The sequence below is a fragment of the Calidifontibacter indicus genome, assembly GCF_003386865.1.
GTDB classification, from domain to species: Bacteria; Actinomycetota; Actinomycetes; order Actinomycetales; family Dermatophilaceae; genus Yimella; species Yimella indica.
The window spans coordinates 1,726,797-1,752,221 of the sequence record NZ_QTUA01000001.1 but is presented as its reverse complement, the minus strand read 5'-3'; the positions used below and the strand labels follow the sequence as shown (position 1 = coordinate 1,752,221).

Sequence of the window (25,425 nt, the reverse complement as noted above, 5' to 3'; positions counted from 1 at the left end):
AATGTTCCACACACATCAGGATCAGGGGGCCACAACCAGCGTTTTGGCCCCCTTCTGTCACCCAGAGATAGCCTACCCAGCCCCGCCAGCTAGTCGGCGAGTCGGGAGGGCCTTGCGTGAGAGATAGCGCCCCAAGGCCTGGGATCGCATGTCCCGACGTGGTCAATCACCGTTCGCCGCGATCCTTAGTATCGTCGCCATCTTCGATGCTGTTGAATAACACGCGAAAGTAGCGGACAACCCCCCATAGTGTGACGATCGCGAGCGGGAGCGACAATATTTGGAGGAGCGACCCCAAGCCCTCATTCGATTGTTTGAGTTGCGATCCTCCAAAGGTAAGGGCTCCTGTTGCAATCGCTGCTAGGTACAACCATGCCGGGAACGTACTCTTTCTAGCTTGATCACGTTTCACGTGGCTATGACTCACCACCATTCGACCTCATTGTGTAAAGGGCTGATGGAAGTCCTGGATCGGATTGAAGCCGAGCGTTGCATTTGCGATTACTCCTGCTCCGCAACCATACGTGAAGCCGGCGACGCCACCGATGACGGTTCCTTCCGGCCCGAACAACGATCCGACGCCAGCGAAGTATCCTGATGCTACAGCCGCCACTTACGTGCCGCCAGGGAACTCTTGGTGGGGTGCTCGCTGCTGGGGTCGGCTGCCAGGGCGGCTGTTCGGTTGGTGCTGGGGCCGCCGCAGCTCAGGCACGAGGGTGCGCCTGACTGAACGAGCGCCGCAGCCGCTCGACCGAGACGTGGGTGTAGACCTGCGTCGTCGCGAGGCTGGAGTGACCGAGCATCTCCTGCACCATCCGCAGGTCGGCGCCGCCCTCGAGCATGTGGGTGGCGGCACTGTGCCGCAAGCCGTGCGGGCTGAGTTCGGGGGCGTCGGGCACATGTCGTAGGAGGTTCTCCAGCGAGCGCCGCACGGTGCGCGGATCGACGCGGGCGCCGCGTCGGCCGAGGAACACCGCCGGCCCCGACGTCGCGGTCGCCAGTTGCGGGCGGCCGGTGTCGAGCCAGGCGTCGAGCGCGCGAGCGACAGGCCGGCCGAACGGAACGGTGCGTTCCTTGTTTCCCTTACCGAGCACCCGCACGACCATCCGTTCCCGGTCGACATCGTCGATGTCGAGGCCGACGAGTTCGCCGATGCGCAAACCGCTTGAGTAGAGCAGTTCGAGGGCCGCTCGGTCACGCAGGTGCACCGGGTCGGCGTCGTCGGCGGCGACCGCCGCGACGTCCATGAGTTCGCCGGCCGTCGACTGACGCAGTACCCCGGGGAGCGTCTTGGATTTCTTGGGAGACTGCAGCCGCAACGCCGGATCTTGCGCGAGCGCGCCCCGTCGCACCGCCCACCGGAAGAACGCGCGCACGCTCGTCGCACGCCGCGCGATGGTCGACTTCGCCGCGCCGGCTTCGTCCATCGACGCCAGCCACGAACGCAGGTCGGCCAGAGCGACGTCGTCCCATCGGTCGACGCCCCGCTCGGCCAGGAACCCCGACAGCGCCTCCAGGTCGCCGCCGTAGGCCCGCACGGTGTGGTCGGACCGGTTGCGCTCGACCCGCAGATGGGTGAGGAAGTCCGCGACGAGGTGCTCGTCGGGCGCGCTGCTCATGATCGCAACTTAGTGCCGGCGCACCGTTCCGGCCGGTAACGCCGCACGGTTCAGCTGCCCACCAAGTTCGGTGCTGGGACTTGACCTGGAGCGCGCTCCAGGGTCTTGGCTCGTCGTCATATGGATTCTCCTGCTGACCCCCTTCGCGCTCATCGCCCTGTCTCAACTGCTCGCCCTTGCCGCCCTCGCCCGCGAGGCATCGGGCACCGGTCTCGACGCCGTCGCCCTCGGCGCGCCCGCGGTGGCCTACCTTTCCGCGGCCGTGCTGAGCCTCGCGGCGGTTGTGCTCGCCGGGCTCCCCGACCGATCGGCGGGCGGTGGGCCGCGCGAGGCGTTGATCGCACTCGCCGTCATCGCAGCCGCCCTGGTCTGCGCCGCACCGCTGCTGTGGGGTCGCACCATCGGCGAGTTCCACCTGAGCCACCACGTGGTGCGGGCGACGCTCGTCGCGGCCGCCCTCGTGTTGTACTCCTGGTATGTCGCTGCCCATCGGTGAGGTGTCGCGCCGCAGCGGGCTCAGCGCCGATGCGCTGCGCTACTACGAGCGCGAAGGTCTCATCCCCGCACCGGACCGGACCCTCGGTGGCGCTCGCCGCTACGAGGAGTCGACGCTCGACCAGTTGCAGGTCATCACCGCCCTGCGCGAGGTCGGCTTCAGCTTGGAGCAGGTGCGCGGGATGCTGGCGGCCAAGACCGAGACCCGCACGGTGCGCGAGCGGATCGACGCCGCGCGGGCCGCCATCGACCGACTGGAGGCGGCGCTGGAGGAGAAGGAGCGGATGCTCCTCGAGGCCCGGGCCCGGTTGACGTCGTGGCGGGCCGAACTCGACTCCGGCGAACCGTGGCCCGACACGCCGCTCGACTGCGGTCCGGACGCAGCGACCGACGCAAAGGCCGGCGCAAAGACCGACATCGAGTCAGTCGTGGACAGCGCGCTCACTGACCGGCCCGGGTGAGGCACCACCCTTCGTCACGTTGTTCGACCATGCCGAGCGCCCGCAACTCCCCCAACCCGGCGAGCACCTCGCCCACCTCCAGGCCGGCCCGGGCGACCAGGACGTCGACGCTGACGGAACGACCGGTCGGGAAGGCGTCGCGGGTGCGACCGGCGACCTCCGACAACAGGTCGAGCATCGTGTCCTGCTCCCGTTTCGGGTCGAGGGCGGGCACGCTCAGCGGGCCGAGCAACTCCAGCACGTCCGAGGCGTCCGACACCAACACCGCGCCTTGGCGGATCAACTCGTGGCATCCGATGCTCGTTGCCGATGTGACCGGACCGGGCACCGCCGCGACCGGGCGGGCCAGATCGACGGCATGGCCGGCGGTGTTCAACGACCCCGACCGCAGCCCGGCTTCGACCACGACCGTCGCCGCGGTCATCGCGGCGATCAACCGGTTGCGCGCGAGGAAGCGGTACTTCATCGGGGTCTGCCCCGGCGGATACTCCGACACCAACACCCCGTCGTCGCGGATGCGGTCGAGTTGGTCGCGGTGCGCCGCCGGATAGGCACGATCCAGACCGCACGCCAGCGCGGCCACCGTCGGTCGTCCGGCACCGAGCGCACCTTGATGCGCCGCGATGTCGATGCCGGTGGCCGCGCCCGACACCACCACGAAGCCGGCGTCGCCGAGGTCCGCCGCCATCGAGCGTGCGACTCCCGATCCGTACGCGGTGGCCGCCCGCGATCCGACGATCGCGACCGACCGCCGGGTGAGTTCCTCCAGCCGCCCCTCGCCGCGTACCCACAGGCACCACGGCGGCACCGGAAGATCGTCGAGCCCGGACGGCCACTCGTCATCGCCAGGGATCACCACCCGCATCCGGGTGGCCCGTGCCACCGACCACAGCCGCATCAGGTCGACCTGCTCCACCCGTGACCGACACCTGGCGAACGGACCCCGCAGGCCCTGGGCGACCGCGTTCCACGCCGACACGCCGTCGAGCCCGACCAGTTGCGGCGCGACCACCCGGTCGCACGGTTCCACCGCCACGCTGAGCCGCACCCGCGCGGCGCGCTCGGGTGACAGACCCGCCCAATGCGGCAACTGCGATGACGCCGACGAGGTCTCAGACGCTTCAGACTGGTGGTTGTTCATGCCGCCTCCTGCCCCGAACGCAGCCCGAGGGCCTGCAACAGGTGCGCTGCCTGCGGACGCGGTGCGCCGGCCAGGTCGCTGAGCGTCCACGCAACGCGCAAACAGCGGTCGTAGCCGCGCAGCGTCAGCAAGCCGCGGTCGAGCTGCGCATCCAACGGACGCGTGACCTCCGCCGGCAACCGCCACGCACTCGAGCGCAGCACCGGCCCCGGCACCGACCCGTTGGTCGTCCGGCCGACCGCCCGCCACCGCTCCCGCTGCGCCGCGCGGGCACGCAGCACCCGCTCCCCGATCGCTTCCGAGGTCTCCTGCGGCGGCGCGTTCGTCACCCGCTTGACCGCGTGAACACGCAACTGCACATCGACCCGGTCGAGCAAGGGCCCCGACAACCGACTGCGGTAGGTGCGCAGCACCGGCGCCGAACAGGTGCAGTTGCGGGTGAGGCCCTGACCGCACGGACACGGGTTCGCGGCCAGCACCAGCTGGAACCGCGCCGGATACGTGAACACACCCACCGAGCGCGCCACCTGCACCGTGCCCGATTCCAGCGGTTGGCGCAGCGCATCGAGCACCTCCCGGTGAAACTCCGGGGCCTCATCCAGGAACAACACGCCGCCGTGCGCCCGGGAGATCGCGCCCGGTCGCACGCGTCCGGCACCACCACCGATGATCGCGGTCATGCTGGCGCCGTGGTGCGGCGCGACGAAGGGCGGACGCCGCACCAACTCACCGTCCTTCAGCACCCCGAGCACCGAGTGCACCGCGGTCGCCTGCAACGCGGTCTCGTCGTCGAGCGGCGGCAGGATGCCGGCGAGCCGCTCCGCCAGCATGGTCTTGCCGGCTCCGGGCGGGCCGACCATCGACAGGTTGTGCATGCCGGCGGCGGCGACTTCGAGCGCGAACCGCGCCTCGGGCTGACCGATCACGTCGGCCATGTCGGGCACCGAACGAGTGTTCGCGCGACTCATCGTCGGCAACTCCGGCGGCTCGGGCAGCCGCCACCGCCGACGCATCGCCTTGTATCGGGCCACGAGGGTGTCGAGGGACGCCGCGGGCACCACCTCGATGCCCTCGACCAACCCTGCCTCCCGGGCGTTGGCGACCGGCACGACCACGGTCTTCACCCCGGCCGCACGGGCCGCGAGCACCGCGGGCAGCACCGCATTGACCGGCCGAAGGGTGCCGTCGAGACCGAGTTCGCCGAGATGCACCACACCACGAATCAACGCCGCATCGACGTCGTCGCGGGTCGCAAGGGTCGCCATCGCGATGGCCAGGTCGTAGCCACTGCCCTGCTTGGTGAGGTTGGCCGGCGAGAGGTTCACCGTGATCTTCTCGCGCGGCATCTTCAGCTTGCAGTTCGTGGCGGCGGCACGGATGCGGTCGGGTGCCTGCCGACAGGCGGTGTCGGGCAACCCGATGATCGTGAACGCGGGTTTGCCGTCGCCGGTCATCGCCTCGACCTCGACGACGGTGCCCTCGATGCCGTTGACCGCGACGCAGAGGGTGCGACCGATCGTCATGCGATGTCCCGCAGGTGCTCCAGGTCGACCACCGCGTCGTCGACCAGCACGATGCCGATGAGGTCGACCCGCACCTCCCGGGCGAACAGACCCTGCTCGTACAGCCACCGCCGCACCAACCGGTGCACCCGGTCGATCTTGTCCTGCCCCACGTGTTCGACCGGCCGGCCGAAGTGGGCCGTATTGCGGGTCTTCACCTCGACCGCGACCACCGCACCTGTCTCGCAGTCATACGCGATCATGTCGAGTTCACCCTCGTTGCAGCGCCAATTCCGTTCCAGCAGAGACCAATCCAACGACCGCAGATAATCGGCCGCGATCTCCTCGCCCTGTGCTCCCAGCGACCGCCGGTGCCGGGTCATCTCCTCGTCCATCGAGCTCACCTCCGCGGGTGAGCCTGCGCGACGAAGAGCCGTGCGTGAGGTGCCGGTCGCCGTTCTGTGGACGGACACCGCGCAACCGGGTGGCTGTGGGGACCACCGCCGTGCACCCAACCGATCCCACACGACAAGCCGTCGTGAGTTGCGTTCGCGGCTGTGTGGCCCTGCGGGAGCTGTGTGGCCCTGCGGGATAGGTCACGCGGCAGGCCGCTCCTGCGTTACCGACTGGCGCGGGCGGAACGTTGTCGAATGCCGTCCAGGAGGTGTTCACGGGCGGACCAAGAGTGCACGCACGACCAATTTGGCTGACTGGCACACTGGTCGGTGACAAGGGGGAATCTTTGACAGCCGCAGTAGCTCACACCAGTCCCAACGCGCAGCGACCCCGTCGCGGCTGGTGCCAGTTTGCCGTCGCTTTCTCGCTATCCACAGTATGGTTCGCGCTGTTGGCGATGAACCGATGGTCCAACGGGCTTGCGACCGGGTACGACTTGGGCATTTTTGCGCAATCGGCCCAATCGTGGTCGCACGGCCGGTTACCGCATTCCGATATTCGCCAGATCGACCTGCTCGGTGACCACTTCAGTCCGATCATGGCGGTCGTGGCAATGGGCTGGCGATTCTGGCCCGACCCTCGAGTCCTATTGGTCGCCCAAGCGTTCTCGCTCGGACTGACCGTCGCACTCATTGCCGCCTACGCGTACCGGAGTCTTGGGTCTCGATACGCACTCATCGTAGCGACCATGCTCCTGTGCCTCGGCCCGGGCGTCCTCGGTGCGGCCCTGTTCGATGTCCATGAGGTTGCGTTCGGAGCCCCCGTTCTGGCGTTGCTGGCGATCTCCATTCTGGAGCGACGCTTCCGTGTCTCGATGATCAGTGCCGTCATGCTTGCCCTTGTCAAGGAGGATCTAGGGCTGACGATATTCGGTGCAAGGTGTGCCTGGTGGATTCTTTACCGCGAGCGCGGGGTCGACGATCGGCGCCGCGCAGCGATGCTCGGTCTAACTGGTATTGCCGCCGTGGCAGTTGCGTACGTGGTCATCAAGTCAGTGAACGGGCATAGCGAGTACTCGAAGTACTTCGGCGGGCACCACACGCCTGCCCCGTTGTGGAGCCGGGTCGCGCCCATCGCACTCTTCGTCGTCGCGTCTGCGTTCGTTGGGCTCCGGTCGCCGATCGTCTTGTTGGCACTCCCGACGCTCGCGTGGCGGGTGCTCTCCAGTAATCCGTCCTACTGGCGGATCGACTTCCACTACGACTTGCTGCCGACCGTCGTTGCCGTGATTGCAGCCGTCGATGGCATCCGTCGCACGGCGGCGGCCTCAAGCACCACGACTTGGCGGCCTCGCGTGATTGCCTGTGTTGCGGTTGCCGCCGTAGTCTCCACCTCGCTCGGGACTCTGCACATTGTCGAGCGAACGGGTCACGTCGGCACGACACTGTCAGCTGGTGCAGACCTGCGTCGCCTCGAAGAACTGTCCCGACAGATCCCAATGGGCAGGTCGGTCGCCGCGTCGAACGATGCTGCTGCCTACTTGGTCAGCACCCATCCGACCTACAAGCTTGCCGCGAACACGGGTGTGAATACCGACTACGTGTTGTTCACGACTGATGGCCCCTGGATCGACCAGTTTCCCAAATGCGCTCAGTCGCAACTGCGTGGGATCGCGATTTCACGGGGATGGCCGGTCACCGTCGCCGGCAAGTACGTCCTCGTCGCCACTCCGGAACCCGGCGTTGTCGCCGGCCTCGACTGCCTCGGTTGAGGACAGCGAGGCGTCCGCGTAGAACCGATCGGCGAGGTCTTTTGCCCGGGTCGCTGGGAGTTCCGGATGCGATATCGCGGGTCGTTTCTTGGGTCCCCGGTGGCCGTGGAATTCTTACTGAACCCGGCGGCAACTGCACGGACTACTCCGGCATCTGCAGGTCGCGCGGCGGGAGTTCCTCGACGTTGACGTCCTTGAACGTCAGCACGCGCACGTTCTTCACGAACCGCGCCTGCCGGTAGACGTCCCACACCCACGCGTCGTTCATCCGCACGTCGAAGAACACCTCGGCGCCCTCGCCGCGCACCAGCACGTCGACCTCGTTGCACAGGTAGAACCGACGCTCGGTCTCGACGACATGGGTGAACAGGCCGACGACATCCCGGTATTCGCGGTAGAGCTGCAGTTCCTGCTCGGTTTCGTACTTCTCGAGATCCTCCGCGCTCACGCGCCCTCCTTCACGACGTCCGGCTCCACTCTAGGCGCCGCGAACACATCGGCCCGATCCTGCTCCACCGCAAACCGGCGCCACGACCGCCGGTGCAGTTCGCACGGTCCGTGCTCGTCGAGCGCGGCGAGGTGGTCGGGTGCGGAGTAGCCCTTGTTTCCGGCCCAGTTGTACTGCGGGTAATCCTCGTGCAATTGGGTGAGCATGCCGTCGCGCTCGACCTTCGCGAGCACGCTGGCCGCCGCCACCGACGAGCACTTCATGTCGGCCTTGATCATCGTGCGCACCGGCGGCGTGGCCGGGCCGTCACCGACGAACGCGAACAGCCCCTGCTGGTGCGGGTCGGACAACCAGTCGTGGTTGCCGTCGAGGATCACCAGGTCGGGCACCACGCTCAGCTGTGCGAGTGCGCGGCGTCCGGCCAGCCGCAGACCGGCGATGATGCCGATCTCGTCTATCTCCGCCGCGCTGGTGTGTCCGACGGCGTGGTCGAGCGCCCACCGCTGCACCTTCGGCACCATTGCCACCCGGGCCGCCGGCGTGAGCAATTTGCTGTCCTTCACACCCATCGGCGCGGTGCGGGTGGCCTCGTCGATCACGACCACGCCCACCGACACCGGGCCGGCGAGCGCGCCGCGGCCGACCTCGTCCATGCCGGCGAGCACCCGGAAACCCTCGCGCTGCAGTGACCGCTCGACGCGCAGGCTCGGTTTGCGGGACACCGTCACTTGTTCGGCACCTTCGCGAAGGTGGCCGGGTGGGCGTCGACGCTGGAGAACCGGCTGATCGGCCACGCAACCGCGACGACCTGTCCGGTGATGTCCGACTCCGGAACCGAACCGGTCTGGCCGGTGCCGTCGTCGTGGCCGCGCGAGTCGTACGACTCGTCCCGGTTGTCACCCATCACCCACACCTTGCCGGCGGGCACGGTGATCGAGAAGTCGGTCTGGCACGGCTTGGCGCCGGGCTTGATGTACGGCTCGGCGAGCGTCACCCCGTTGACCTGCAACTTCTGCCCCGAGCACGCCACCTGGTCGCCGGGCATCCCGATCAGACGCTTCACGAGGTGCTGCGACCCACCGGGCAGGATGCCGACGAAGGTCAGCGCGTCCTTGGCCCACCGCTTGACGGCGTTGCTGCTCTCCGGGGGCGGCGGCCCCCACGACGCCGGCTGGGAGAAGACGATCACGTCACCGCGGTGCAGCGGCGAATGCTGCGGGGTGAACTTCGAGACCACGATGCGGTCGCCGACGTCGAGGGTGTTCTCCATCGACTGGCTCGGAATGTAGAACGGCTGCGCCACGAAGGTCTTCACCAGGAACGACAGCGCGAGCGCGATGACGGCGACGACGACTGCCTCGCGCAGGGCACCGCCCTTGCGGCGCTTCTTCGGCGGGTCCTGCTCGGTCGGCACGGCACCCGGCGCGCACGCCTCGTCGCCGCGGCCGGTGTCACCCTCGGGTGCGGCGTCCGCGGAGGAGTCGACCCTGCCGGGGTCGACGGGTTCGTTCGTCGACGCAGGGTCGACGCGATCGTTCGTCATGGATTGGGCACCTTGTCGAAGGTCGATGAGTAACTGCCGAGCCCGTCCATTCTGGTCAGCGGCCACACGATTGCAACTGCCCGCCCCGTGATGGAGTCGATCCGGATCGAGCCCTGCTTGCCGCCGGAGCCGGCGTCGTGGGTCCGGCTGTCGGCGGAGTCGCCCCGGTGGTCTCCCATCACCCACACGCGCCCCTCGGGCACCACGATGTCCCAGTTCTCCTCGCCGCCGGCGTCGGTGCAGGGACTGTCGCCCGGGTAGACGTACGGCTCATCGAGCGCGACGCCGTTGACGGTGAGCTTGCCGCCGGCCTTGCACGACACGCGGTCGCCGGGCAGGCCGATCAACCGCTTGATCAGGTGATCGTCGCCTTCGGGGTAGAGCCCGACGAACTGCAGCGGCCTGACGATGATGTTGGCCACCGAACTGCGCTCGACGTTCGGCTGGTCGAGCCAGTGCTCGTCGTCGGCGAACACCACCACGTCGCCGCGTTTCAGATCGAACGGCCCCGGGGTCAGCTTGCTGACGATCACCCGGTCGCCCTGCACCAAGGTGTTCTCCATCGATCCCGACGGGATCCAGAACGGCTGGACCAGGAAGGTCTTCACCAGCATCGACAGCACGAGTGCGACGCCGACCACGACGCCGAGTTCGCGCAGGAAGGACGGACGGCGACGGGGTTCGGGGTTGGGCCGGGCGGGCAACTTGCCCACCTGCTCCGGTTGGCCCTTGCGCCGCACCTGCTCGATCTGCTCGGTGGAGATTGACACGGTTGAGGCGCTGCTCGGGTCTTGCGGCTCCTGCGGACGCTGGGTGTCGGCGACCAGTCGCCGGTACTCCGAGCGGGACAACCCGACGGTGCGAGCCTCCCGCGGGTCGTCGGAATTCTTGCGGGGCAGGCGGAACTGCCGGTCACTCATGGTCCACGCTCCCCCATCCGTCCTTGGGCCAGTATCTCCACACGACGTCTCCGATGACGTCGGAGGCTCTGACGCTCCCTCCACCCGGATCGCCGAGGTGATTGCGCGAGTCGTCGGAGGCGCCCCGATTGTCACCCATCACGAAGTAGCGACCGGGAGGCACGCGGGTCGTGAACGGTGTCGTGCTGGCACGCACCCCGTCCGGGAGGTACGCCTCGTGCTGAACGCGTCCGTCGATGCGCAGGGTTCCCGCCGCGTCCACACTCACACGTTCACCTGGGAGCCCGATGATCCGTTTGACGAAGACGTGTTCGCTCGGACGCACCCCGAAGAAGTCACCGAGCCGTTGCAGCACGCCCCGGTCGGGGTCGCGTCCGTAGAACGCCTCGTCGGCGACGAAGACCACGAGATCGCCGCGGTGGATCGAGCCGTGCTTGTCGACCACGATCCGGTCGCCCGGCGACAACGCCGGCTCCATCGAGATCGACGGCACGGTGTAGGTCTCGACGAACACCGGACGGAGCACCATCAGGGCGGCGAGCACGGCCAGGACGGCGATCCACCGCCGCGTGGCTCTCGAACCGAACCTCGGGGATGCAGAAGATGCAGAAGGCGGCGACGCGTCCGAAGACACGTCGCCGCCCGGGTGCGTCAACGACTCAGGCCTTGGCGGCCGGGGTCTCGCGACGCTCCTTGATCTTGGCTGCCTTGCCGCGCAGGTCGCGCAGGTAGTACAGCTTGGCGCGACGCACGTCACCGCGGGTGACGACCTCGACCTTGTCGATCACCGGGGTGTGCAGCGGGAAGGTGCGCTCCACGCCGACGCCGAAGCTGATCTTGCGGACGGTGAAGGTCTCGCCCACACCGGCGCCGTGGCGGCGGATGACGACGCCCTGGAACACCTGGACACGGGAGCGGTTGCCCTCGATGACCTTGACGTGCACCTTGACGGTGTCACCGGCGCGGAAGGCCGGGATGTCGCTCTTGAGGCTCTTGGCGTCGAGCTCGTCGAACTTCTGCATGACTGCTGCTTCCTTGTGGCGCCACAGGTCGCCACGATCGTTAGTACAAGTAGGCGTCCGGTGTCGACCGCATGACCGCTGGTTTCCCGGGGTCACTCCCCCTGTGGCGGGGGTCAGGACGCAAGGACCAAGTTTGCCAGAACTGCGCCGTTCGACGAAATCGTCCCCGCCCGGCTCCGCATCTTGCCAACTGGTCTGCATCTGGGTGCAGGCCCGTGGCAGGAAGCGCACCAGTTGGCAAGATGCGGTTTCGGCAGAGTGAACAGCCCTGCTGCGGCGCGCGCGCTGTCCACACCCGACCCGCGCGGCGCGCTCGCGGGCGCGACGATCTGGTGCCCTGACGGCATGGAACTTCCGATGACCATTGCGGCCCGGATCGCAGACCTGAACGGCATCATCACCGCCGATGACCTTGCCGCCCTCGGAGCGCAGTCCGAGCAGGTCGTCGTCTGGTTGCGGCAGGGGCATCTTGTCCGGGCACGCCGGGGCGCCTACGTCGACGGGCCACTGTGGCGCTCTCTCGACGCCCGCAACCAGGAGCGGACGGCGGCCCGCGCCGCCGTCCGGCGCCTCACCCGCGTCGGTGGGTTGGTGGCTGCGGCACGCACGGCGGCGATCATCCACGCCCTCCCGACGATCGGCCAGGCGACTACGACGATTCTCGCCCGCACCGGCGGCGGGCCGAGCGAGCATGCGGCGGACGTGCGCATCCAGGCCTGCTGGGGTCCCGGGTCGGCGCACGAGGTGGACGGTGTGCCGGTGCTTGCGGTCGCTGCATCCGTCATCTCGGTGGCAGCGACGAGCGGGGTCCAGGCAGGCGTTGTGGCCGCCGACGCCGCGCTCCACCAGAAGCGGTGCAGCGTCGATGACCTCCACGATTGGATGACGCCGAACATCGGCCGACGCGGCATCCGGTCGGCACGGGAGACCATCAGGCTCGCCGATCCGCAGTGCGAGTCCCCCGGCGAGTCGCTCACCCGGCTGGGACTGGTCGGGCTCGAACTCCCATGGCGATCGCAGGTCGAGATCGCCACGGACGCCGGGACGTACCGGGTCGACTTCCTCGTGGGTGATCGGATCGTCGTCGAGTTCGACGGTGCCGTGAAGTACGGCGGCGCACAGGGCCGGGACGAACTGTTCAAGGAGAAGCGCCGCGAGGACGCGCTACGGCGGGCCGGCTTCCTGGTCGTCCGTGTCACCTGGGCGGACCTGCGCGACCCACGACGACTGCAGGCACTCCTCACACCGGCTCTGAAGGCGTCCTGACACCCGCTTCTTGCCAATTGGTGTGCATCTGGGTGCAGGCCCGTGGCAAGAAGCGCACCAGTTGGCAAGATGCGGGGCTGCTGGTCTCAGGCTTCCGGGTGCTCGGCGCGGTAAGCCTCGTACATGTCCGGGCGACGCGCGGCGGTACGTTCGAGGCGCTGCTGGTGGCGCCAGGTGGCGATGCGACCGTGGTCACCCGACAGCAGGACGTCGGGCACCTGGCGCCCGTTCCAGTCGGCCGGCTTGGTGTAGACGGGGTACTCGAGCAGGCCGTCCTCGTGCGACTCCTCCACCAGCGACTCGGCGTTGCCGATCACGCCCGGCAGCAGCCGGGCGATGGCCTCGACCATCGCGAGCACCGCCACTTCGCCGCCGTTGAGCACGTAGTCACCGAGGGAGAGCACGCGCACGTCGTAGTCGCGGGCCGCGTAGTCGTAGACCCGCTCGTCGATGCCCTCGTAGCGCCCGCAGGCGAACACCAGGTGCGGACGCTGCGCCAACTCGCGCGCGATCGCCTGGGTGAACCGCTCGCCACCGGGCCCCGGCACGATCAGCACCGGTCGCGAATCGGCCTGCGCGGCAACCGCATCGAGCGCCTCGCTCCACGGCTGCGGCTTCATCACCATGCCGGCTCCCCCGCCGTACGGGGTGTCGTCGACGGTGCGGTGCCGGTCGTGGGTGAACTCGCGCAGGTCGTGCACCCGCAGGTCGAGCAGCCCGTCGCGGCGGGCCTTGCCGATGAGTGACAGGTCGAGCGGGGCGAGGTACTCCGGGAAGATCGAGAGGACGTCGAGACGCACGCTCACTCCCCCAGTTCCAGCAGTCCGGGCGGCGGGTCGGCGACGACCCGGCCGGCGTCGATGTCGACCTCGGGCACGATCTCCTCGACGAACGGCAGGTAGGCGGTGCGGCCGTCGGTCAACTCGATCTCCAGGAGGTCCTGAGCCGGACGCGGGTGCAGCGCGACGACCTTGCCGAGCGACCCACCCGAAGTGTCGACGACGTCGAGGCCGATGAGGTCGTCCTCGTAGTAGGCGTCGTCCTCCTCGTCGTCGGCTCCGGCGAACAGGCGGGTGCCACGCAGTCCTTCGGCCGCCGTGCGATCGGTGGCTTCCTCGAAGGCCAGCAGTTGAATCCCGTTGTGCACGCGCGCGGCTCGCACGGTGAGCTCGCCCCGGTCGGGTTCGGTGCCGAACACCGCACCGGTCACGAACCGCTCCTGCGGTACGTCGGTGTGCACCTGCACGGTGACCTCTCCACGCAACCCGTGCGGCTTGCCGATGCGGGCGATCAGAACCTCGTTCGTGGCGTTCATGGCGGTCATCCTTGCAAAACCTCCTCGCGCTCGGCAGACGCCGCGCTCTACTCGGTCGGCATCACCACCGACAGCGCACACACCGCCGCCGCGCCGGCCAGCGGCAGCAGCATCGCCCGCTGCACTCCGGCGGAGTGCACGAGCATGCCCATGAGGCCGGGGCCGACCAGCGAGGTTGCGTAACCGAAGGTGACCACCCGCGACATCGTGCGTCCGCCGCCGAGCAGACCGGCGAGACCGTAGATCTGCGGCGCGACCAGCGCCATTCCGGCACCGACGAGCGCCCAGCCGAACAGCAGCACGACCAGCCCCGAACCGAGCACCGCGATCAGATAGCCGCAGGCGGCGACCGCGGCACCGACGCGCACGACGAGGCGCCGACCGAGGGCGTGCACCAGGAAGTCACCGCACATGCGCACGGCGACCATGCACACCGAGAAGGCGGCGAGCCCCAGCGCGGCCTGGGTGTCGCTGACGTCGGCGAGATCGCGCACGTGCACCGACGACCAGTCGAAGGCGGTGCCCTCGGCCAGTCCGAACCCGACGGCCATCGCCGCGAGGATCCACGCGACCCGCGGCACCTTGGTGCGGCCACCCGACTCGTCGAGGTGGTGGACGGGTGCGGTGTCGGCGGCGTAGCGGTGCACGATCTGCAGGTCGGCGGCGATCAGCCCGGCGGCCACCAGGAACGCCGCGATCGCGACCGCACCGGCCGTGCCGAAGACCGATCCGCAGACGAGCACGATGAGCGCGCCGGTGAGCGACCCGATCGACCAGCAGGCGTGGAACCTGCTCATCAGCGGTCGCGGACGGGCCTTCTCGACCTCGACCGCCATCACGTTCATGGTGGTGTCGACCAGGCCGTTGCCGAGCCCGTAGGCGGCGCCGACGAGCAACCCCACCAGCAGGTTCGGCGCCGCCGCGAGCAGCACGATGCCCAGCGACATCACGACCAGGCCCAACCGCACCGGGCGCAGCGCACCGCCGCGGTCGGCCATCCGTCCGCCGAGGTTGATGCCGACGATCGCGGCGAGCCCGAACAGCATGAGCAGCCCACCGAGGCCGCGGGCGTCGGTGTTCCACCGATCGGCCAGCGTCGGCATGAGCGCACCCACGGTGCCGACGCCCACCCCGTTGACGACGAAGGTCGCGACGGTGGCGATCACCGACTCGCGGCTGCCCAGCACCGGACGGCGCCCGCCCGCACCGGCCCCACTCACGACGTGTTCTTCACTCCTCAAACCAGTTGTCCTGCAATCTCTTTGTTCGAGCGAACAGAAACGACGAGACTCCCCGGATGTTTCCGGGGAGTCTCGTGCGGTGCGATCAGCGGCTGCGGTCCGTGTCGACGATGTCGACGCGGATGTTGCGGCCCGACGCGAGCGCCTGCACCACCGTCCGCAGCGCCGACGCCGTGCGACCGGATCGACCGATCACGCGACCGAGGTCATCGGGGTGCACGCGCACCTCGAGGAGTTCACCGCGGCGAATCTCCTTGTGGCGCACCACTACCTCGTCGTCGTGCTCGACGATACCCTTGACCAGGTGTTCGAGCGCTTCCTCGAGCACCGGGATCAGGCCTCGGCGGTCTCGGAGTCGGCCGGAGCCTCAGCCGGAGCCTCGGACTCAGCAGCGGCCTCGGCCGGAGCCTCGGTTGCCGCAGCCTCGGCCGGAGCCTCGTCGTCGGCCTTCTTCTCGGCCTTCTTCTTGGCGGTGGTGGCCGAGCCCTTGGCGGAGGTCTCGCCGTCCTGGGCCGCCTTGAGGGCAGCCTCGTAGAGGGCCTTCTTGTCCGGCTTCGGGGCAGCGGTCTTCAGGGTGCCTTCGGCACCCGGCTCGCCCTTGTACTTCTGCCAGTCACCGGTGATCTTCAGCAGCGCGGCGACCTGCTCGGTCGGCTGCGCACCGACGCCGAGCCAGTACTGCGCACGCTCGGAGTCGATCTGGATCAGGCTCGGCTCTTCCTTCGGGTGGTAGAGGCCGATCTCCTCGATCGCGCGACCGTCACGCTTGGTGCGCGAGTCCATGACGACGACGCGGTACTGGGCGTTGCGGATGGCGCCGAGGCGCTTGAGACGAATCTTGACTGCCACTGTTGTGGTGTCTCCTGTTCATAGTGATGAGCGGCGGCGAGACCGGTGCGGATTCACCGGGGAGCCGTCGCTCGGGGGCGTAGACCGTCCGGTAGCAGGCACGACAGTGACCGGCAAGCAGACGGGTACGCCCGCCATCGTCTCACAGCTGCGCCGAACCCCCGAATCGTCGTAGCCGAACCACCCGACCCAAAGGCGGACCGAGCCGTCAGTCGGTCGGGGCGTGCTTGTCGAGGAAGGCGTAGATCTCGGTGTCGTCGACACCCGGGAAGACACCGGGCGGCATCGCGGCCAGCAGGTGCGAGTGCACCCGCGCGGACGGCCAGGCCTGGCCGTCCCAGCGTCCGGCGAGCGGCTGGGGTGGGGCGGTGCAACACGCCGGGTCGGGGCAGCGGGAGACGCTGCGCTCCTGGGTGTCACGGCCGCGCATCCACTTCACGTGCTGATAGGGCACGCCGACGTTCACCGAGAACGACCCGGCCGACGTGCGATCGACCACCGCGGTGCACCAGTAGGTGCCCGACCGGGTGTCGGTGTAGGCCTGGTAGGCCTGGGTGAGGTCGGGTTGCTCGAACACGCGACGCGCCGTCCACTGCCGACACACCCGCTGCCCCTCGATCGCACCCGTGGCGTCGGAGGGGAAGACGATGCCGTCGTTCTCGTAGGCCTTGTAGATCACGCCCTCCTGCGAGATGCGCATGAAGTGCACGGGAATGCCGAGGTGCCGGGTGGCGAGGTTGGTGAACCGGTGGGCCGCGGTCTCGTAGGAGACCGCGTAGGCGTCGCGCAGGTCTTCGATCGCAATGTCCTTGTCCTGCTTGGCAGTTCGCAGCAGCGCGACGGTGTCCTTCTCCGGCATGAGCAGCGCGGCGGCGAAGTAGTTGATCTCGACCCGCTGCGACAGGAACTCCGAGTAGTCGGCCGGCGGACGGTGACCCAACACGTGGTGGCCCACGGCCTGCATGGCCAACGAGCGCGAGTCGTGCTGCCCGGCCTCGGGCTGCGGCAGGTAGATGCGCTTGTTGCGCAGATCGCTCACCGACCGGGTCGAGCCGGGCAGGTCGGAGGTGTGGATCAGCTTGTAGCCGAGGTGTCCGGCGAGGCGGTCGACCGCGGCCCGGCTGATCGGTCCGCCCGGGTGGTTGATCGCCTTCAGCAAGGTGGCGGCCTCGGCCTCGATGTCGCCGAAGTAGTTGTCGGCCGCGCGCATCCGTTCGCGCAACTCGCCGTTGGCGCGGCGGGCGTGCTCGGGGGTGGCGGCGCTGTCGGCCTGCGCCGACGCCATCGCCTCGTGCATACCGACGAGCGCCTCGAGCGCCTCGTCGGGCAGGCGCGGCCCGACCTTCACCTTCGGCAGACCGAGTGCCTCGTACGACTCCTGCCGCTGCGCCTTTTCCAGCCGGATCTCCAGTGCGGCCCGGCGGCTCGGCGGCGCCGACGACAGGAAGTCCTGGACCGAGGCGTCGAGCACCTTGGCGAGCGCCGCGAGCACCGACAGGCGCGGCTCACGCTTGCCGGTCTCGATGAGCGACAGCGCGGACGGCGAGATGCCGATGGCGTCGGCGACGTCACCGAGAGTGCGGCCGGCCTCCTGGCGCACGTGGCGCACGCGTCGTCCGATGGTCAACGGATCGGGCGCCGAGCCGGCGAGGTCGAGCTCGGCATCGGGCGCCTCGGGCTCGGTGAGGCGGCCGATCTGCGTCGCGGAGTTCATACGGTCCAGCTTCGGGGCGGACCGAGACCTCGTGCGACGTGCATCACTCGAAACAGAAGTCATGGATGCATGTTACCGAAAGAATCGTGAATCTTTACGCCAGAATCCTGGTTACTTTCCCGTCGGGCCAGTCAAGAATCGTCGTACAGCAAGAACTCCACCGAATCTGAATGAGGAGCCATGACCGACAACAAGCAGCCGTCCGCACAGGAGCTGACCAACGAGTGGGAGACCAACGAGCGCTGGAAGGGCATCAGCCGCGACTACACCGCTGATGACGTCGTCAAGCTGCGCGGTTCCTTCCCGATCGAGTACACCCTCGCCCGTCGTGGCGCCGAGCAGCTGTGGGACAAGCTTCACACCGAGGACTTCGTCAACGCGCTCGGTGCGCTGACCGGAAACCAGGCCGTGCAGCAGGTCAAGGCCGGCCTGAAGGCCATCTACCTGTCGGGTTGGCAGGTCGCCGGTGACGCGAACCTCTCCGGCCACACCTACCCCGACCAGTCGCTCTACCCGGCCAACTCGGTGCCGTCGGTCGTGCAGCGCATCAACAACGCGCTGCTGCGCGCCGACCAGATCGAGCACTCCGAGGGCATCAAGACCGTCGACGAGTGGGTCGTGCCGATCGTGGCCGACGCCGAGGCCGGCTTCGGTGGCCCGCTGAACGCGTACGAGCTGATGAAGGCCATGATCGCCGCCGGTGCGTCCGGTGTGCACTGGGAGGACCAGCTGGCCTCGGAGAAGAAGTGCGGTCACCTCGGTGGCAAGGTGCTCATCCCGACCCAGCAGCACGTCCGCACCCTCAACGCCGCGCGTCTGGCTGCCGACGTCGCCGGTGTGCCGAGCCTCATCATCGCCCGCACCGACGCCGAGGCCGCGACCCTCATCACCACCGACGTCGACGACCGCGACAAGGAATTCATCACCGGTGAGCGCACCGGCGAGGGCTTCTACAAGGTGCGCAACGGCATCGAGCCGTGCATCGCCCGCGCCAAGGCGTACGCGCCCTACTCCGACCTGATCTGGATGGAGACCGGCACCCCCGACCTCGAGCTGGCCCGCAACTTCGCGGAGTCCGTCAAGGCCGACTTCCCCGACCAGATGCTCGCGTACAACTGCTCGCCGAGCTTCAACTGGAAGAAGCACCTCGACGACGCCACGATCGCGAAGTTCCAGCGTGAGCTGGGCGCCATGGGCTTCAAGTTCCAGTTCATCACCCTGGCCGGCTTCCACGCCCTCAACTACTCGATGTTCGATCTGGCCCACGGCTACGCCCGCAACCAGATGTCGGCCTACGTCGAGCTGCAGGAGCGCGAGTTCGCCTCGGAGGAGCGCGGTTACACCGCCACGCGTCACCAGCGCGAGGTCGGCACCGGTTACTTCGACCTGATCTCGACCGCGCTGAACCCGGAGAGCTCCACCACCGCTCTCAAGGACTCCACCGAGACCGCTCAGTTCCACTGACAGTTCGGGGGGCGAGCACGCTCGTACCCCCTGACCACCACGGCGCTCTCGGAGCGCCACCAGGTACCACTCGGGCTCCTGCGATCAACTGGCTCCGGTCGCAGGAGCCCGAGTTCCACTCTCACACCACATCATTCGCGAGTCAGCACACTCCGGCCGAGCGCCGGGCCCTTTGAAGGAGGCACGTCATGAACCGACCCAACGGCATTCCGACGGTGCGTGGCACCATGCACCCCCGCTTCGACGAGATCGTCACCCCCGAGGCCCTCGCGTTCGTAGCCAAGCTCGACTCCGAGTTCGCCGGACGCCGCGCCGAACTGCTGCAGGCGCGCCGTCAGAACTCGCGCCAGATCACCCAGGGCGCCAACCTCGACTTCCGCGCCGACACCGCCGCGATCCGCGAGGACGACACCTGGCAGGTCGCTCCCCCAGCGCCCGGCCTCACCGACCGCCGCTGCGAACTGATCTCCCCGGCCAACCGCAAGATGGCCGTGCATGCGCTCAACTCCGGCGCCGACGTGTGGCTGGCCGACCTCGAGGACGCCACCGCCCCGACCTGGAAGAACCTCATCGAGGGCCAGCTCAACCTGTTCGACGCCGTCCGCGGTCAGTTGACCTACGACGAGTCGAACGGCGACCGCCTGTCGGTCGGCGAGCACCGCCCGACCCTGGTGATGCGCCCCCGCGGGTGGCACCTGTGCGAGAAGCACATCACCATCGACTCGCGCCCGATGTCGGCGTCGCTGGTCGACTTCGGCCTGTACTTCTTCCACAACGCCCAGAAGCTGATCGACCTCGGCGCCGGTCCGTACTTCTACCTGCCGAAGATCGAGAACAACCTCGAGGCCCGGCTGTGGAACGACGTGTTCGTGTTCGCCCAGAACGAGCTCGGCATCCCGCAGGGCACCATCCGTGCGACCGTGCTCATCGAGACGATCACCGCGGCCTTCGAGATGGACGAGATCCTCTACGAACTGCGCGAGCACTCCTCGGGGCTCAACGCCGGACGCTGGGACTACATCTTCAGCTACGTGCGCACCTTCGCCCACCGCGGCGAGGAGTTCGTGCTCCCCGACCGCGACCAGATCACCATGACGACCCCGTTCATGCGCGCTTACACCCGGTTGCTGGTGGCCACCTGCCACAAGCGTGGTGCGCACGCGATCGGTGGCCCAGCGGCGGTCAACCCGACTCTGCAGGACGAGGAGCGTCGCCTGCGCGCGCTCAACGCGGTGCGTGCGGAGAAGGAGCGCGAGGCGTCCGAGGGCTTCGACGGTTCGTGGGTGGCCCACCCGGCGCTCGTCGAGACCTGCCTGCAGGCGTACGCCGGTGTGCTCGGCGACAAGCACGACCAGCGTGACGTGATCCGTCCGGTGAACGTCACCGCCGCCGACCTCGTGTCGCTCGACGGTGTGCAGCAGACGATCAGCCTGCAGGGTGTGCGCACCAACGTCTCGGTGGCGCTGCGCTACCTCGCGGCCTGGATCGGTGGCCGCGGCGCCGTGCTCATCGACTACCTGATGGAAGACGCCGCGACGGTCGAGATCAGCCGCGCCCAGCTGTGGCAGTGGCTCTACCACGAGTCGCAGCTGGCCGAGGGCCCGTTCGTCACCCGCGACCTGCTCGACCGCGTGGTCGACGAGGAGATGGCCAAGCTCACCCGTGGCCTCGACGACAAGCACACCGAGCGCTACCAGCAGGCTCGCGGCATCCTGGAGGAGACGGCGTTCGGCGACTACCTGCCGGGCTTCTTTACCACGTACGCCTACGTGCGCTACCTGATCGACAGCCCGCTGCGGCTCAGCGGTCCGCTCGACAAGGAGGACGTGCGTCAGTCGGAGAAGGTGCCGGCCATGGCTGGCTCCCCGGCGGCCTGATCACGTCACCCCACGGAGGAGGGGAACGGTCATCGCGACCGTTCCCCTCCTTCGTCTTTGCAATCGACTTCGTCTTTGCAATCGACTTCGTCTTTTGTAACCGGCGTGGTCACCCCAGTCCGATCGCTCTGGCCTGCAGCGCAACTCGGGTGATTCCGGACGGGTCGGACGGCAGCTCGCCGACCAGCAGGGCACGCTCGACCGGCACATCCGCCCGGTGCAGCCCATCGAGCACTGCGTCACGCCCGACAGCGTCCGGATCCAGTTCGACGACCGCTCCGGGGGGCGAGGTGGCCAGCACCTGCCAGATGAGGTCGACCGAAATGATTCGGCTCGACAGCAGCGGCACCCCGAGTTCGTCGGCGAGCGCACCCGCCGGCCCGGGCCGTCGTGCCCCGGTGCCGGCCACCACGACGACCCGCGGGTGTTCGTTCGGCCGGTGCGGTGTCGGCGGCTCACCGGCGGTGATCGCGTAGGAGTCGTGATCGCGCCAACTCGCCTGTCTGCCACCGCCTTCGAGGAAAAGCATGTGGCGCACGTGGCGTTCGCGACGGAACCCGATCGAACGCAACAAGCCGGCCGAGCGCACGTTCGCCGGCTGCACGTTGGCCTCGATCCGGTGCAGACCCAGGCCGTCCGGCTCCGCCGTGAACGCGAGCGCGAGCACCAACCGCAGGCCCTCGGCGAACAGCCCCGTGCCGGTGTAAGGGTCGAAGGAGTTGTAGCCGATCGTGCCCGACTGGAACGCCCCGCGCACGATGTTGAACACGTTGACGACGCCGACGATCGCGTGGTCGCCGACCGGACGCCGCGCATGGACCACCAGCGTGCGGTGCACCTCGCTCTGCCTGGACAGTTGGCCGATCAGGTCGCTCGGGTGAACCCGGTTCCACTCCCGGATGCGCGGCGCCGACAGCTCGACCGCCCGGCCGTAGGGGGCGACGTCGGCCTCGTGCACGCTCGCCACCCACACCCGGTCACCATCTTGGCGGAGCGGGCGCATCTCGTCGGTCATCGAAACCACCTTCCGCCCCGTCGCGTCCATAGTCTTCGGAACAAACTTGCAACAAATCCCGAGCCAAAGGACCGATCATGCCCTTCTTCGATACTTTCCAGACCGTCGCCCCCATGCCGCAGGCCGTCTTCGACCGGTACGGCGACCAGGTCGGCCCCGAGATCAGCGCGATGTGGCGCGAACACGGCGTTGGCTTCGTCGACGACGGATTCCTGAAGGTGATCGACCCGATCTGGTTCGAGGACGAGGGTTTCGTCTTCCTACGCAGCGGGGTGCCGATCTTCCTCACCGCCTTGTGCGACACGATCATGTACATCCCCGAGACGGGCACGTTCACCGCGATGAAGCTGCGGTTCGGCGCGATGGACATCGTCACCGAGCCTGGTGAGCCGCTCACCGAGGTGCTGCGCCGGTTCGGCGATCGCGGCTACCGCGAGCAGGTGCTCGAGAGCCGTCACTTCACCCAGGCTGCGGCCGTGCACGGTGTGCCCGACCTCGACGAGGGCTTCAACTATGTGCCGATGCTGGCCCTCGGCGGGCCGCACCGCGCCGCGAACCTCGACCGAGGCCACGCGGCGGTGTCGCAGTCGCTGCTGTTGCAGGTCGACACACCGGAACTGCGTGCGTACTCGCCGTCGATGGTCGAGCCCCGGCCCGACAACTGAGCTGAGCTCGCCCGGGTTCGCCCGGGTTACCCGACTCAGCCGGCCGGGGACACGACCTTGCCGCGCAGCACCACCTGCTGCGGCGCCTTGAGCACGGCGACGTCGTCGCGCGGGTCGCAGCCGTAGACGACGAAGTCTGCAGCCTGACCTTCCTCGATCCCCGGACGGCCGAGCCACGCGCGGGCGCCCCAGGTGGCGGCGCTCAGCGCCTCGATGTTCGTCATGCCGGCCTTCACGAACTCGGCCACCTCGTCGCCGACCAGCCCGTGCGGCAGCTGGCCGCCCGCGTCGGTGCCGACGTAGACCTTCACCCCGGCCTCGTGGGCGGCGGCGACGGTCTCGAACCGGCGGGTGTACAGGTCGCGCATGTGCGCGGCGTACTTGGGAAACTTCTCCTCGCCGGCGTCGGCGAACTTCGGGAAGTTCTCGATGTTGACCAAGGTCGGCACGATCGAAATTCCTTGTGCCGCAAACTGATCGATGCTTTCGGTCGTCAGCCCGGTCGCGTGTTCGATGCAGTCGGTGCCGGCTGCGGCGAAGTCGTGCAACGACTCCTCGCCGAAGCAGTGGGCGGTGACCCGGGCGCCTTCCTCGTGCGCGGCGTCGATCGCGGCCTTCAGCGCCTCCCTCGGCCAGCACGGTGCGAGGTCGCCGCGCTCGCGGTCGATCCAGTCGCCGACGAGCTTCACCCAACCGTCGCCGCGGCGCGCCTCCTGCCGCACGTAGGCGACCAGGTCTTCGGGTTCGATCTCGTGGGCGAAGTTGCGGATGTAGCGCTTGGTGCGGGCGATGTGGCGTCCGGCGCGGATGATCCGCGGGAGATCCTCCCTGTCGTCGATCCAGTGGGTGTCGACCGGCGATCCCGCGTCGCGCAGCAACAGCGCGCCTGCGTCGCGGTCGGCGACGGCGTGCTCCTCGGCGCGCTGCGCGGTCACGCCGCCGGTGGCTTCGAGCCCGACGTGGCAGTGCGCGTCGACCAGCCCGGGCAACACATACCCGGTCACCGTCGACACGTCGTCCGAGGCCTCCGCCGACAGCGGGGCGGTGAAGGTGACCCGCCCGTCGATCACCCAGAGTTCGTCGCGGACCTCGGTCTCGGACACGAGGATCGGGCCCTTCACGTGCAGCACATCGCTCATGTCCCCTGACCCTAGTGCGGTGTCACCGGGCGCGGTGCGGTTGTCGGACGGCGCAACGCGCGTTCAGTGGTCCCGCAGGTCGGTCGCGAACGGACGTCAGTAGTCGCGCACGTCGCGCGCCGGTTCGGCTGCGCGGATCGCCGCGTCGCACTCCGCGAGCGCCTCGCGGGCCAACTGCTGCTGGCGCCGGGTGCCCATCCGGTCGGCCCACTGCTCGGCCTGTTCGAAGTACTGCCGCGCCATCGCGAAATCGCCGGCGTCGAAGAAGTCCCACCCGCGGTTGTTCGACAGGGCGATCATCCACACCTGGGTCTGCTCGTCGGCCCGCTGGGCGATCTCGATGCCCTGGTCGGTCCACAGGCCCGAGTAGGCCGGGTCGGCGATGGCCAGCATGTGCAGCGCGTCGACCAGCAGGTAGGTGAGGCCGTGTTCGCGGGCGAGCCGGGCCGCCTCGAGCAGGCGGCGCACCGCCCCGGCACGATCCGAACTGCTGTTGGCGATCCGTCCGCGCTCGAGCAGCACACGCACCTGCACGACCGGCACGTCGGAGCTGATCGCGGCGAGTTCTGCTTCGGCAGAGGCGTATTCGCCTTGCAGCCCGAGCGCCCGAGCCACCTGGGTGGTCAGTTCGTCGCGTTCGACCGGTTCTTCGGCGGCGGCTGCCGCGTCGCGTGCCGCACGCAGCCGGCCTTCCGACACGCGCGGGTCGGCGTAGTCCCACATCCGGGACAGAGATCTGTTGTCGAGCACCGGTCAGCTCCGATCTGCGTCGAGGAAGGTGCGAACCGTGGTGAGGAAGACGTCGGGCTTCTCCGAGTGCACCCAGTGGCCCGCACCCTTGACGGCCACCAAGCGCACCCGGGGAAAGAGCGTACGCATGGCAGCGACGTGCGCCGGCTTCACGTAACCAGACAGGGTGCCCGACACCAACAGGGTCGGTCCGTCGTACGTCGCGCCGGGCGGCAGCCGGTCGGCCGGCCAGCTGCCGAGCGTGCGCAGCGAGCGCTCGAGCAGGTCGAGGTTGACCTGCCAGCGCCACCCGTCGTCGTCGCGCCGCAGGTTCTGCAGCAGGAACGCGCGCACTCCCGGGTCGGAAACCCATTGCGCGGCAAGCCCATCGGCGTCGGCCCGGGAGTGCACCTCGGCGAGCGGCATGCCCTTCATCCCGGCGATGTAGCCCTCGAACTCACCGTGCGCGCCGTAGTCGACCGGTGACACGTCGACCACCACCAGTTGCTCCACCAGGTCGGGACGGGTCAGCGCGACGAGCATCGCCACCTTGCCGCCCATCGAGTGTCCGAGCACCCGCCACCGCTGCCCCGGTGCCGCCCGCTCCAGTTCCTCGATGACCGCACCGGCCATCTGCAGGTAGTCGAAGTCGGCGGTCCACGGCGACCGCCCGTGGTTCGGCAGGTCGAACAGGGTCGGTCGGTAGTCGGCAGCCAGCGCCTTGGCGATCTGGGTCCAGTTCTTGCCCTGACCGAACAATCCGTGCAGGAAGGCGATGCGGGGTCCGGTGGTGCCCAGCGAGGTGGTGTGCAGACGATCCGACACGACGCTCC

General features: G+C 68.6%; 26 protein-coding genes and 1 pseudogene. 7 read left to right on the top strand and 20 right to left on the bottom strand.

Going from position 1 to position 25,425, the window contains the following annotated elements; genetic code table 11:
• Positions 1–704: 704 nt before the first annotated feature.
• Positions 705–1,619, bottom strand: a complete 915-nt coding sequence (locus tag DFJ65_RS08350) for a tyrosine recombinase XerC (RefSeq protein ID WP_115922631.1) — start codon at positions 1,617–1,619, stop codon at positions 705–707.
• A 70-nt stretch (positions 1,620–1,689) separates the two neighbouring features.
• Between DFJ65_RS08350 and DFJ65_RS08345 the strand changes: the two genes are divergently transcribed.
• Positions 1,690–2,115: a hypothetical protein gene (locus tag DFJ65_RS08345; RefSeq protein ID WP_115922630.1), complete on the top strand. Its 426-nt coding sequence runs from the start codon at positions 1,690–1,692 to the stop codon at positions 2,113–2,115.
• Positions 2,096–2,575 (top strand): helix-turn-helix domain-containing protein, encoded by a 480-nt coding sequence (locus DFJ65_RS08340; protein WP_115922629.1) that lies wholly within the window; start codon positions 2,096–2,098, stop codon positions 2,573–2,575. The genes DFJ65_RS08345 and DFJ65_RS08340 overlap by 20 nt, the downstream gene beginning before the upstream one ends.
• Here DFJ65_RS08340 and dprA read toward each other — a convergent pair.
• From dprA to DFJ65_RS08325, 3 genes are read right to left on the bottom strand one after another with little or no spacing between them, the layout of a single operon-like run.
• Complete coding sequence (gene dprA, locus DFJ65_RS08335; protein WP_115922628.1) at positions 2,556–3,716, bottom strand: DNA-processing protein DprA; 1,161 nt, start codon at positions 3,714–3,716, stop codon at positions 2,556–2,558. The genes DFJ65_RS08340 and dprA overlap by 20 nt on opposite strands.
• Positions 3,713–5,239 (bottom strand): YifB family Mg chelatase-like AAA ATPase, encoded by a 1,527-nt coding sequence (locus DFJ65_RS08330; RefSeq protein WP_115922627.1) that lies wholly within the window; start codon positions 5,237–5,239, stop codon positions 3,713–3,715. The genes dprA and DFJ65_RS08330 overlap by 4 nt, the downstream gene beginning before the upstream one ends.
• Entirely contained in the window at positions 5,236–5,613 is a 378-nt protein-coding gene (locus DFJ65_RS08325; RefSeq protein WP_115922626.1) for a YraN family protein, read from the bottom strand. Before DFJ65_RS08325 ends, DFJ65_RS08330 begins: the two co-directional genes overlap by 4 nt.
• Positions 5,614–6,071: 458 nt before the next feature.
• Between DFJ65_RS08325 and DFJ65_RS08320 the strand changes: the two genes are divergently transcribed.
• Positions 6,072–7,385 (top strand): DUF2079 domain-containing protein, encoded by a 1,314-nt coding sequence (locus DFJ65_RS08320; protein ID WP_115922625.1) that lies wholly within the window; start codon positions 6,072–6,074, stop codon positions 7,383–7,385.
• A gap of 142 nt (positions 7,386–7,527) precedes the next feature.
• Here the strand turns inward: DFJ65_RS08320 and DFJ65_RS08315 are convergent, their stop codons facing one another.
• The 6 genes from DFJ65_RS08315 to rplS are packed head-to-tail and all read right to left on the bottom strand — an operon-like array spanning position 7,528 to position 11,318.
• Positions 7,528–7,833 carry a DUF2469 domain-containing protein gene (locus DFJ65_RS08315; RefSeq protein WP_115922624.1) on the bottom strand — a complete coding sequence of 102 codons (306 nt, stop codon included), beginning with the start codon at positions 7,831–7,833 and terminating at the stop codon, positions 7,528–7,530.
• Positions 7,830–8,561 (bottom strand): ribonuclease HII, encoded by a 732-nt coding sequence (locus tag DFJ65_RS08310; protein WP_425452973.1) that lies wholly within the window; start codon positions 8,559–8,561, stop codon positions 7,830–7,832. Before DFJ65_RS08310 ends, DFJ65_RS08315 begins: the two co-directional genes overlap by 4 nt.
• On the bottom strand, positions 8,558–9,376 hold the full coding sequence (gene lepB / locus DFJ65_RS08305) for a signal peptidase I (protein WP_115922623.1): 819 nt from the start codon (positions 9,374–9,376) through the stop codon (positions 8,558–8,560). Before lepB (DFJ65_RS08305) ends, DFJ65_RS08310 begins: the two co-directional genes overlap by 4 nt.
• Positions 9,373–10,296 (bottom strand): signal peptidase I, encoded by a 924-nt coding sequence (gene lepB, locus DFJ65_RS08300; RefSeq protein ID WP_115922622.1) that lies wholly within the window; start codon positions 10,294–10,296, stop codon positions 9,373–9,375. Before lepB (DFJ65_RS08300) ends, lepB (DFJ65_RS08305) begins: the two co-directional genes overlap by 4 nt.
• Positions 10,289–10,930, bottom strand: a complete 642-nt coding sequence (gene lepB, locus DFJ65_RS08295; RefSeq protein WP_281269863.1) for a signal peptidase I — start codon at positions 10,928–10,930, stop codon at positions 10,289–10,291. The genes lepB (DFJ65_RS08300) and lepB (DFJ65_RS08295) overlap by 8 nt, the downstream gene beginning before the upstream one ends.
• Before the next feature lie 25 nt (positions 10,931–10,955).
• Positions 10,956–11,318 (bottom strand): 50S ribosomal protein L19, encoded by a 363-nt coding sequence (gene rplS, locus DFJ65_RS08290; RefSeq protein ID WP_115922620.1) that lies wholly within the window; start codon positions 11,316–11,318, stop codon positions 10,956–10,958.
• A 258-nt stretch (positions 11,319–11,576) separates the two neighbouring features.
• Between rplS and DFJ65_RS08285 the strand changes: the two genes are divergently transcribed.
• On the top strand, positions 11,577–12,584 hold the full coding sequence (locus DFJ65_RS08285; RefSeq protein ID WP_147301357.1) for a type IV toxin-antitoxin system AbiEi family antitoxin domain-containing protein: 1,008 nt from the start codon (positions 11,577–11,579) through the stop codon (positions 12,582–12,584).
• A 104-nt stretch (positions 12,585–12,688) separates the two neighbouring features.
• Here the strand turns inward: DFJ65_RS08285 and trmD are convergent.
• The 6 genes and pseudogenes from trmD to DFJ65_RS08255 all read right to left on the bottom strand — a co-directional run.
• Positions 12,689–13,384, bottom strand: a pseudogene (gene trmD / locus DFJ65_RS08280) (tRNA (guanosine(37)-N1)-methyltransferase TrmD); the annotation flags it as partial.
• A 2-nt stretch (positions 13,385–13,386) separates the two neighbouring features.
• Positions 13,387–13,899 (bottom strand): ribosome maturation factor RimM, encoded by a 513-nt coding sequence (rimM, locus tag DFJ65_RS08275; protein ID WP_115924197.1) that lies wholly within the window; start codon positions 13,897–13,899, stop codon positions 13,387–13,389.
• A 47-nt stretch (positions 13,900–13,946) separates the two neighbouring features.
• Positions 13,947–15,119 (bottom strand): MFS transporter, encoded by a 1,173-nt coding sequence (locus DFJ65_RS08270; protein WP_147301356.1) that lies wholly within the window; start codon positions 15,117–15,119, stop codon positions 13,947–13,949.
• Between the two features lie 106 nt (positions 15,120–15,225).
• A complete protein-coding gene (locus DFJ65_RS08265; protein ID WP_115922617.1) occupies positions 15,226–15,468 on the bottom strand; it encodes an RNA-binding protein in 243 nt (80 codons plus the stop codon).
• A 5-nt stretch (positions 15,469–15,473) separates the two neighbouring features.
• Positions 15,474–15,989 (bottom strand): 30S ribosomal protein S16, encoded by a 516-nt coding sequence (gene rpsP, locus DFJ65_RS08260; RefSeq protein WP_115922616.1) that lies wholly within the window; start codon positions 15,987–15,989, stop codon positions 15,474–15,476.
• 208 nt (positions 15,990–16,197) lie between these two features.
• The gene (locus DFJ65_RS08255; RefSeq protein WP_245950115.1) at positions 16,198–17,703 is read right to left on the bottom strand and encodes a helix-turn-helix domain-containing protein; all 1,506 of its coding nucleotides are present in this window, start codon (positions 17,701–17,703) and stop codon (positions 16,198–16,200) included.
• 180 nt (positions 17,704–17,883) lie between these two features.
• Between DFJ65_RS08255 and aceA the strand changes: the two genes are divergently transcribed.
• Complete coding sequence (aceA, locus tag DFJ65_RS08250) at positions 17,884–19,167, top strand: isocitrate lyase (protein WP_115922614.1); 1,284 nt, start codon at positions 17,884–17,886, stop codon at positions 19,165–19,167.
• A 188-nt stretch (positions 19,168–19,355) separates the two neighbouring features.
• The gene (gene aceB / locus DFJ65_RS08245; protein WP_115922613.1) at positions 19,356–21,044 is read left to right on the top strand and encodes a malate synthase A; all 1,689 of its coding nucleotides are present in this window, start codon (positions 19,356–19,358) and stop codon (positions 21,042–21,044) included.
• A gap of 109 nt (positions 21,045–21,153) precedes the next feature.
• Here the strand turns inward: aceB and DFJ65_RS08240 are convergent, their stop codons facing one another.
• Complete coding sequence (locus DFJ65_RS08240) at positions 21,154–22,059, bottom strand: GNAT family N-acetyltransferase (RefSeq protein WP_170144038.1); 906 nt, start codon at positions 22,057–22,059, stop codon at positions 21,154–21,156.
• A 77-nt stretch (positions 22,060–22,136) separates the two neighbouring features.
• On the opposite strand from DFJ65_RS08240, the gene DFJ65_RS08235 reads away from it, so the two are divergent.
• Complete coding sequence (locus DFJ65_RS08235; RefSeq protein ID WP_115922611.1) at positions 22,137–22,724, top strand: T6SS immunity protein Tdi1 domain-containing protein; 588 nt, start codon at positions 22,137–22,139, stop codon at positions 22,722–22,724.
• Positions 22,725–22,759: 35 nt separating this feature from the next.
• On the opposite strand, the gene DFJ65_RS08230 is transcribed toward DFJ65_RS08235, so the two are convergent.
• The 3 genes from DFJ65_RS08230 to DFJ65_RS18050 all read right to left on the bottom strand — a co-directional run bounded on the left by DFJ65_RS08230 (position 22,760) and on the right by DFJ65_RS18050 (position 25,417).
• Positions 22,760–23,863: an amidohydrolase family protein gene (locus tag DFJ65_RS08230; RefSeq protein ID WP_115922610.1), complete on the bottom strand. Its 1,104-nt coding sequence runs from the start codon at positions 23,861–23,863 to the stop codon at positions 22,760–22,762.
• A gap of 96 nt (positions 23,864–23,959) precedes the next feature.
• On the bottom strand, positions 23,960–24,613 hold the full coding sequence (locus tag DFJ65_RS08225; RefSeq protein WP_115922609.1) for a hypothetical protein: 654 nt from the start codon (positions 24,611–24,613) through the stop codon (positions 23,960–23,962).
• A 3-nt stretch (positions 24,614–24,616) separates the two neighbouring features.
• A complete protein-coding gene (locus DFJ65_RS18050) occupies positions 24,617–25,417 on the bottom strand; it encodes an alpha/beta fold hydrolase (protein ID WP_245950113.1) in 801 nt (266 codons plus the stop codon).
• Positions 25,418–25,425 lie beyond the last annotated feature (8 nt).